General features: G+C 72.7%; 7 protein-coding genes. 3 read left to right on the top strand and 4 right to left on the bottom strand.

Annotated elements, in window-relative coordinates:
• Positions 1–126 precede the first annotated feature (126 nt).
• The 3 genes from DEI89_RS09580 to DEI89_RS09570 all read right to left on the bottom strand — a co-directional run bounded on the left by DEI89_RS09580 (position 127) and on the right by DEI89_RS09570 (position 2487).
• Entirely contained in the window at positions 127–801 is a 675-nt protein-coding gene (locus DEI89_RS09580; protein WP_181421572.1) for a DUF6766 family protein, read from the bottom strand.
• A 90-nt stretch (positions 802–891) separates the two neighbouring features.
• On the bottom strand, positions 892–1323 hold the full coding sequence (locus DEI89_RS09575) for a hypothetical protein (protein WP_110903814.1): 432 nt from the start codon (positions 1321–1323) through the stop codon (positions 892–894).
• Between the two features lie 78 nt (positions 1324–1401).
• The gene (locus DEI89_RS09570) at positions 1402–2487 is read right to left on the bottom strand and encodes a glycerate kinase (RefSeq protein WP_110903813.1); all 1086 of its coding nucleotides are present in this window, start codon (positions 2485–2487) and stop codon (positions 1402–1404) included.
• Positions 2488–2573: 86 nt separating this feature from the next.
• Between DEI89_RS09570 and DEI89_RS09565 the strand changes: the two genes are divergently transcribed.
• Positions 2574–3416: a formate/nitrite transporter family protein gene (locus DEI89_RS09565; protein ID WP_110903812.1), complete on the top strand. Its 843-nt coding sequence runs from the start codon at positions 2574–2576 to the stop codon at positions 3414–3416.
• Between the two features lie 22 nt (positions 3417–3438).
• Here DEI89_RS09565 and DEI89_RS09560 read toward each other — a convergent pair whose 3' ends face one another.
• On the bottom strand, positions 3439–4563 hold the full coding sequence (locus DEI89_RS09560; RefSeq protein ID WP_110903811.1) for an FAD-dependent oxidoreductase: 1125 nt from the start codon (positions 4561–4563) through the stop codon (positions 3439–3441).
• Between the two features lie 160 nt (positions 4564–4723).
• On the opposite strand from DEI89_RS09560, the gene DEI89_RS09555 reads away from it, so the two are divergent.
• Both DEI89_RS09555 and DEI89_RS09550 read left to right on the top strand, forming a co-directional pair.
• Positions 4724–6214, top strand: a complete 1491-nt coding sequence (locus DEI89_RS09555) for an MFS transporter (protein WP_258368835.1) — start codon at positions 4724–4726, stop codon at positions 6212–6214.
• Positions 6207–7190 carry an alpha/beta hydrolase gene (locus DEI89_RS09550; protein ID WP_110903810.1) on the top strand — a complete coding sequence of 328 codons (984 nt, stop codon included), beginning with the start codon at positions 6207–6209 and terminating at the stop codon, positions 7188–7190. The genes DEI89_RS09555 and DEI89_RS09550 overlap by 8 nt, the downstream gene beginning before the upstream one ends.
• Positions 7191–7202: the final 12 nt, after the last annotated feature.

The following is a 7202-nucleotide window of genomic DNA, read 5'->3' as shown; positions in this document are numbered from 1 at the left end:
GAGCCCGGTCCAATACCGAGCCCATGCCCTCGCGGCATAACCTGAATTCACAGTCCAACAAACAGGGACCAGTTCACAACTGGCACCGGGCCTCCCGTCCGTCCGTCCGTCCGTCCGGACGTCGCGTCAGCCCTCGGCCCCCGTGTCGTCGTCCGCGGCACCGACCGGCTTCGACTCCGGAGACCCGCGCTGGCGGAGGTACACCCCCAGGACGGCCATGCTGCCGACCGCCAGGAACTCGGACTGCCAGTTCTGCAACGTCCGGTTCCAGAAGTCCGAGCTGAGGACGTACCGGGCCCAGGTGACCGGCGCCTCCAGGTCGAGCAGGCGTTGCTCGTCGAACGCCACGACGCCAGCCGCGGACTGCGCTGCCCAGGACAGCAGGAAGATGCCGCCCATCACCACCAGCAGGGAGTGCGAGAACACCACCTGCCGGAACCCTCCAGCACCGGCCCACCGCGGCGACCAGGGACCGGCGGACCGGCCGACCTCCTGGTCCTCGTCGGACTCCGGACCGACCTGCTGCAGCTCCTTCGACTCGGGGGAACCGCGCTGGACGAACCAGACCGTCGCCCAGATGTAGAGCACGAACTGCAGGTACTCCGACTGCCAGTTCTCGGCGACGTCAGCGGCGAAGCTCGACGAGGTCACGTACTCGAGGTACCCGATCGGGACGAGCCCGTCCGCGGTCTGCGTGTCGTTGAACACCGCCCACCCCGCGAACGACTGCCCGACCAACGCCGCGAGGAAGATCCCCCCGAAGAACAGGCCCAGGGAGTTCTCCCGGAGGAACCGTCGCACGCCGGTCACCGTCCGAGCGCCGCGATGACGAAGAAGTACGCGAGCCCGGCGACGATGAGCACCAGGTACCCGATGAAGACCCCGCGCACGTCAGCTCCCGTCCAGGACGCAGTCGAAGGGCGCGTCGGCGACCGCCGTGCACCCGGCGGCGCGGACGAGCCAGGAGGACCCGGAGCGTGCCAGGAACAGCGCGGAGCCGTCCCCGTCGCCACGGACGATCGCCGCGCGTCCGGAGACCTCGGTCTGCGTGACCACCTCGGTGTGCGCCGCGCCCCGGGTCGGCAGGTCGAGTTCCAGCACCCCGCCCGCGCAGTCCCGGTGCGTCTCGCTCTCGACCGCGTCCCGTGCGTCGGGGACGAGGAGTCGGCACGCCCGGTCACCCCGGTGGTCCGCGAGCGCGGACGTGAAGTCCGCTGCGGCGTCCGCCGCCGACACGCGCGTGCTCCCACCCCCACTGCACGCCGACAGGGTGAGCAACCCGGCGGTCACGACGGCGACGGCTGCGGGGACGCGTCGTTTCATGGTGCCTTGGCTACCGCGGTTGCCCTGAACCGCTCCCCAGCGTCCGACAGGTTCGACCACAGCGCGTCCAGCCGCACGTCAGGAGCGGGACGCCAACCGGGCTCCCGCGACGGCGGCGAACCGGAGCGGGTCACGTCGGGCGTCGCCCGGTTCGCCGGTCGTCTGCGTCGCGATGACCGTGAGCGAGGCCGCACCCGCGAAGGCGTCGACGGGTGCCGCGACCTCGCCGGCGACGAGCATCACCGGCTTCCCGAGTCCTGCGGCGAGGGCCAGGACGACCCCGGGCGCCTTGCCGACACCGCTCTGCCCGTCGAAGCGCCCCTCACCCGTCACGACCAGGTCCGCCCCGGCCACGGCTCCGGCGAGACCGACGACCTCTGCCACCGTCGCCGCCCCGCTGCCGATCGTCGCGCCCCAGGTGAGCAGCCCGAACCCCGCGCCGCCGGCCGCCCCGGCTCCGGGCGTCATCGGGTCGATGTCCGGGAAGCAGCCCGCCCAACGCTCGAGCCGCGCCTCGTGCACGGCGATCCGCTCCGGCGTCACGCCCTTCTGCGGTCCGAACACCGCCGCGGCGCCGTCCTCACCGAGCAGCGGTGACGTCACGTCGCTCAGCACGACCACCCCGAGCGGCGGGAGCGGTCGCAGCCCGGTCACGTCGACGGGAGGCACGTGGTCGAGCAGCGCCCCGCCGGTCACGCCCATCGGCGCCGTGGCCCCGAGTCCCAGGGCCTGGAGCGCACCGACGCCGCCGTCCGTGGACCCGCTGCCGCCGATGCCGAGCAGGAGTCCGGTCACCCCGGCGTCGAGGGCCGCGGCGACCGCCTGCCCGAACCCCATCGTGTGTGCGCTGTCCGGTCGTGGCTCGGACAGGAGCGGGAGTCCACTCGTTCCGGCGAGTTCGACCACCGCGCGACCGTCAGGCAGGCGCAGCCACGCCGTGCGTACCGGTCGGTCGTCCGGACCGGTGACGGTCACCGGGACGCGGACGCTGCCGGGGACCGCAGCGGCGAAGGCATCGAGTGTGCCCTCGCCACCGTCGGCCATCGGGACGAGGACGAGTTCGTCGTCCGGACGTCCACGGTGCCAACCGTCCGCGATGGCCGCGCTGATCCCGGACGCGGTGGCCGTGCCCTTGAACGAGTCCGGTGCGATGACGACGCGCATCCCATCACGCTACCGGCGGCGCGTGACCGGGACAGTGCTCCGACAGTCCTGCACCGAGGTGACCCCGGCTGTGTAGCGTCCCCGCCATGACCGACGACCGCCGACGCGAGATCGGCTCCACCGACGCCCCTGCCGAGGACGAACTGGTGGAGTCCTTCGACGCCACCGTCGAGGAGGGCGCGGAACGGCTCCACCGCACCACCCGGGTCGTGCTGGTGACCGGGTTCTTCGGCGGACTGGAGGTGGGGCTCGGCGTGATGGCGTTCCTCGCGGTCCTCACCGAGACGGACAGTCACCTGCTGGCGGGACTGGCTTTCGGCATCGGCTTCATCGCACTGCACCTGGCGCACAGCGAGCTCTTCACCGAGAACTTCCTCATGCCGGTGGCGGCGGTGGTGGCCAAGGAAGGCACACCCCTGCAGCTGCTGAAGCTCTGGGGCGGGACACTCGTCGCCAACCTCGTCGGCGGGTGGGTGTTCATGTGGCTCCTCGTGCAGGCCTTCCCGGAGTGGCACGCGACCCTCGCCGAGTCCGCACACCACTTCATCGACGCACCGTTCGGCCTGCAGAGCATCGTGCTCGCCGTGCTCGGTGGCAGCACGATCACGCTGATGGGCCGGATGCAGCAGGGCACCGACTCTGATCCGGCGAAGCTCGTCGCCGCGGTCGCGGGTGGGTTCCTGCTGGCCGGTCTGCAGCTCTTCCACTCGATCCTCGACTCGCTGCTCGTCTTCGGCGCGATCCAGTCCGGCGAGCACATCACGTACGGGCAGTGGTTGGGCTGGTTCGGCTACACGCTGCTGTTCAACGTCCTCGGCGGCCTGGTCCTGGTGACGGCGCTGCGGCTCTTCCGCACGAAGGAGCTCGTGCAGGACCGACGACAGGACGCGGCGCCGGACCCCGAGCGTGCCGGCTCCGAGCAGGTCTGACCCCGAGCGGACCCGCACCGGGTCAGAGTGCGAAGCGGGGGTACGGTTCCCCGCCCGTCGCCAGGTCCGCGAGCATCTCGCCGACCAGCGGGGCGAACTTGAACCCGTGCCCGGACGAGCCGGTCGCGACGGTGACGGGCCCGCGCCGGTCGAGCACGAAGTCCTCGGTGGGGGAGTTGTCGTACAGGCAGCTGATGAGGCTCGGCCGTGACGCGTCCACCCCCGGCACGAACCGTGCGACGTACGCCTGCAGCCGTTCCACTTCGGCCGCCACCGGGCTCCGGTCGCGGTGATCCGGGTCGACGACGGGCCCGGTGCCGTGGAAGCCGACCTTGACGCCCTCGCCCGGGGTCAGTAGCCCGTAGACGCCGCCGCCGTCGGCCGGGTGGTGGACGAACGACGGCCATGCCTCGTCCGGCAGGTGGCTGGGGAAGTGCGCGGGCTGCTCCTGGGTGACGCGGATGGCCGGGAGGCTCGCCCCACGCCCGGCGAGCAACGCACCCACCAGGGTGGGCGCCCAGGCGCCGACGGCCGCGACGACGCTTCGGGTGCGGACCGTGCTGCCGTCCGCGAGGGTCAGGGTCACCGTGTCTCCGGCGTCCTGCACGTCGGTGACACGGACACCGAAGCGGAGGTCGGCGCCGTCCGCCGCTGCCAGGTCGAGCAGCGCCTCGAGGGCGTCGGCGGCGCGGATCCGGCCGGCGGTGGCATGCGCCAGGACGTGCCCCTCGAACGCGATCCCGGGCCACCGTGCCGCAGCCTCGTCGGGGGTCAGGCGTTCGACTGCGATGCCCGCGATGTCGAGCGCGGCGGCGATGGCGTCGACGACCTCGGGACGACCGTGGTCCACGGCGCCCGTGTGGTCGAGCAGGGTCCGACCGGACGCGGACTCGAGCGCGGCCCAGGCGTCCCAGGCCCGCAGCGTCAGGTCGACGTAGTCCGCGTCGGGGTACCCCATACGGAAGATCCGGCTGCCCCCGTGCGAGGACCCGTGCACGTGTCCCCGGTCGTGCTGCTCGAGCAGCAGGACGCGCTCGCCGCGGGCGGCCAGGGCCCGGGCGGTGGCGGCGCCCAGGACGCCACCGCCGATGACGACGTGGTCGGAGGCGTGCGTGGTCGGTCCGTCCGTCGACGTCGCAGGGGGCATGACGACACCGTAGTGAACGCGGCGTCCCGCCCGCCCTGCCGCGAGGCGTCCGGATGCGTTACAGTTCGACGCAGAGGGAAAAAACTCGTCCTGCTCCGGCAGATGGAACCGCGTACGCGTCTCACGGGAGCCGCCACTTCTTCATCGAAGGAGTGCGCCCGTGTCAGTACGAACCTCCCCGCCGACCACGCCCGACTCGCCACCCGCTGGTCTCCGCGACGCCTGGCTGCCGTTGGCCGGCCTGTCCGCGGTCTTCCTGTTCGAGATGCTCGACAACTCGGTCCTGAACGTCGCGCTGCCGACCATCGCCCGTGACCTCCGGGCCTCGACGACCGCGCTGCAGTGGGTGTCGGGTGCCTACTCGGTGGCCTTCGGCGGCCTGATGCTGCTGTTCGGTGCGGTCGCCGACCGCGTCGGCCGGCGTCGCACGATGCTCGTCGGCCTGGTGCTGCTGGCCGTGTCGAGCCTCCTGACCGTGTTCGTCTCCGCGGTGGAGCAGCTCGTCGTCGTCCGTGCGCTGATGGGCGTCGCAGCCGCGATGACGACCCCCGGCTCGATGGCACTGGCGTTCCGCCTCTTCGCACGCCAGGACCTGCGGGTCCGGGCGCTCACCGTGATCTCCACCGCCGGGCTGGTCGGCCTCGCCGTCGGGCCGGCCGTCGGCGGGTTCGTCCTGGCCGTGGCACCGTGGCAGGTGCTGCTCGTCGCGGACGTGCCGATCGCGGTCGTCGCCTTCGCCGGCATCCGGGCAGGCATCGCCGCGGACCGCCCGGACGACCTGCACCACGACCAGATCGACGTCGCCGGGGCGGTCCTCGGTACCGCGAGCATCGTCGGCGTCCTCGTCACCCCGACGCTCGTCGTCAGTGGCGCGGCCGGATGGGCCGGGTGGGGCGCCGGAGCGGTCACCGCCCTCGTGGCCGTCGGCTTCGTCGTCCGGGAGCGCACCGCACACCACCCGCTGCTCGACCTGCACCTGATCGCTCGGCCGCTCGTCGCGAGTGGCCTGGCGTACAAGGCCGCGGCGGGTCTCGCCATGGCCGCGCTGTCGTACCTCGTCACCCTGCAACTGCAGTTCACCTGGGGATGGCCCCCGGCGCTCGCTGCCGTCGGGACGCTGCCGCAGGTGGTCGTCCTCCTCGCCAGCGGACGCCTCGTCGGTCCCTTCGTCCAGCGCGTCGGACTGGGCCGGGCGGCACGCATCAGCGCCGCCGCGGTCGTCGCCGGCCTCGCGGTGTTCGCCCTGACCGCACGGTCCGGGTACCCCGGGGTCCTCGTCGCCCTCGTGCTCGTCGCGGCCGGCATGCGCGTCGTCGGTGCCGTGGCCGGCAACAACGTCCTGCACGGGCTGCCCGCCGACCGGACGTCGATCGGGGCAGCACTCGTCGACACGGCGAGTGAGATCGCCACCGCGGTCGGGATCGCCGCCACGGGCACGATCCTCGCCGCCGTCGTGCCGGGCGACCTCGGCACGACCCCCTGGGTGCCGGGTCGGACCGCCGCGTTCGAGGACGCCGTCTCGACCGCGGGCGCGGTGGTCACCGCCGTCGCGGCCGTCCTGGTCGTCGTCGGCATGCTCCGCGCCCGCACCGCCGCAACCCCTTCCACCACAACTGCTCCAACCACCAGCCAGGAGAACACCGATGTCTGACCTGATCGCCCGCCCGCCGTTCGACCCCGAGCTCGCGCCGTTCCTCGCCGCACTGGCCGCACGCGGACCGTTCGTCCTCACGCCGGAGATGCTGCCCCGGATGCGGCAGCTCGACATCCCGCTGAAGACCCTCGACGAGCGACTGCGCCAGCGCGGCCTCGAACGTCGGAGCACCACCGTGCCCGGCCACCTCGGCGACCCGATCGAGCTGGCGGTCATCCAGCGCATCGGCCGCACCGGCCCGACGACCGGGGTCTACACGATCCACGGCGGCGGCATGATGTTCGGCCACCACCTCGGCAACCTGGACTCCTACGACGACTGGCTGCTCGACCACGACGTCGTCCTCGTCAGCGTCGACTACCGCCTGGCCCCGGAACACCCGGACCCCTACCCGGTCGAGGACTGCTTCGCCGGCCTGGTGTGGGTCGCCGAGCACACCGACGAACTCGGCATCGACCCCGACCGCATCGTGATCGCCGGACAGAGCGCCGGAGCCGGTCTCGCGGCGGGGACGGCCCTGCTCGCACGCGACCGCGGGGGCCCGGCCCTCCTCGGGCAGATCCTGGTCTCGCCGATGCTCGACGACCGCGACCGGACCGTCTCGACGCAGCAGATCGACGGCGTCGGCGTCGCCGACCGGCAGATGACCCGGTCCGGCTGGACCGCCTACCTGGGCGACCGCCGGGCCACCGACGACGTGTCCGAGTACGCCGCCCCGGCGCGTGCGACGTCTCTGACCGGGCTGCCACGCACGTACATCGACTGCGGCAGCGCCGAGGTCTTCCGTGACGAGACCGTCGCCTACGCCAGCGCGCTCTGGGCCGCGGGCGTCGAAGCGGAGCTGCACGTCTGGCCCGGGGCCTTCCACGGCTTCACGAGCATGGTGCCCGAGGCCGCCGTGTCGCGGCGGGCGACCGCGGCATTGGCGGACTGGACCCGGCGGCTGCTCGGCGAGCCGGTCAGCCGCACGTGACGCCGGTCACCG

Origin of the sequence: Curtobacterium sp. MCBD17_030, from assembly GCF_003224255.1 — a bacterium.
GTDB lineage: Bacteria > Actinomycetota > Actinomycetes > Actinomycetales > Microbacteriaceae > Curtobacterium.
Note: the sequence above shows the minus strand (reverse complement) of the source record. Positions and strands in the feature narration are given on the sequence as shown.

Excerpts from the sequence above, each read along its gene's own strand:
- DEI89_RS09550 (WP_110903810.1), top strand. The coding sequence starts at position 6,207 with ATGTCTGACCTGATCGCCCGCCCGCCGTTCGACCCCGAGCTCGCGCCG.
- DEI89_RS09570 (WP_110903813.1), bottom strand. The coding sequence starts at position 2,487 with ATGCGCGTCGTCATCGCACCGGACTCGTTCAAGGGCACGGCCACCGCG.
- DEI89_RS09575 (WP_110903814.1), bottom strand. The coding sequence starts at position 1,323 with ATGAAACGACGCGTCCCCGCAGCCGTCGCCGTCGTGACCGCCGGGTTG.
- DEI89_RS09560 (WP_110903811.1), bottom strand. The coding sequence starts at position 4,563 with ATGCCCCCTGCGACGTCGACGGACGGACCGACCACGCACGCCTCCGAC.
- DEI89_RS09565 (WP_110903812.1), top strand. The coding sequence starts at position 2,574 with ATGACCGACGACCGCCGACGCGAGATCGGCTCCACCGACGCCCCTGCC.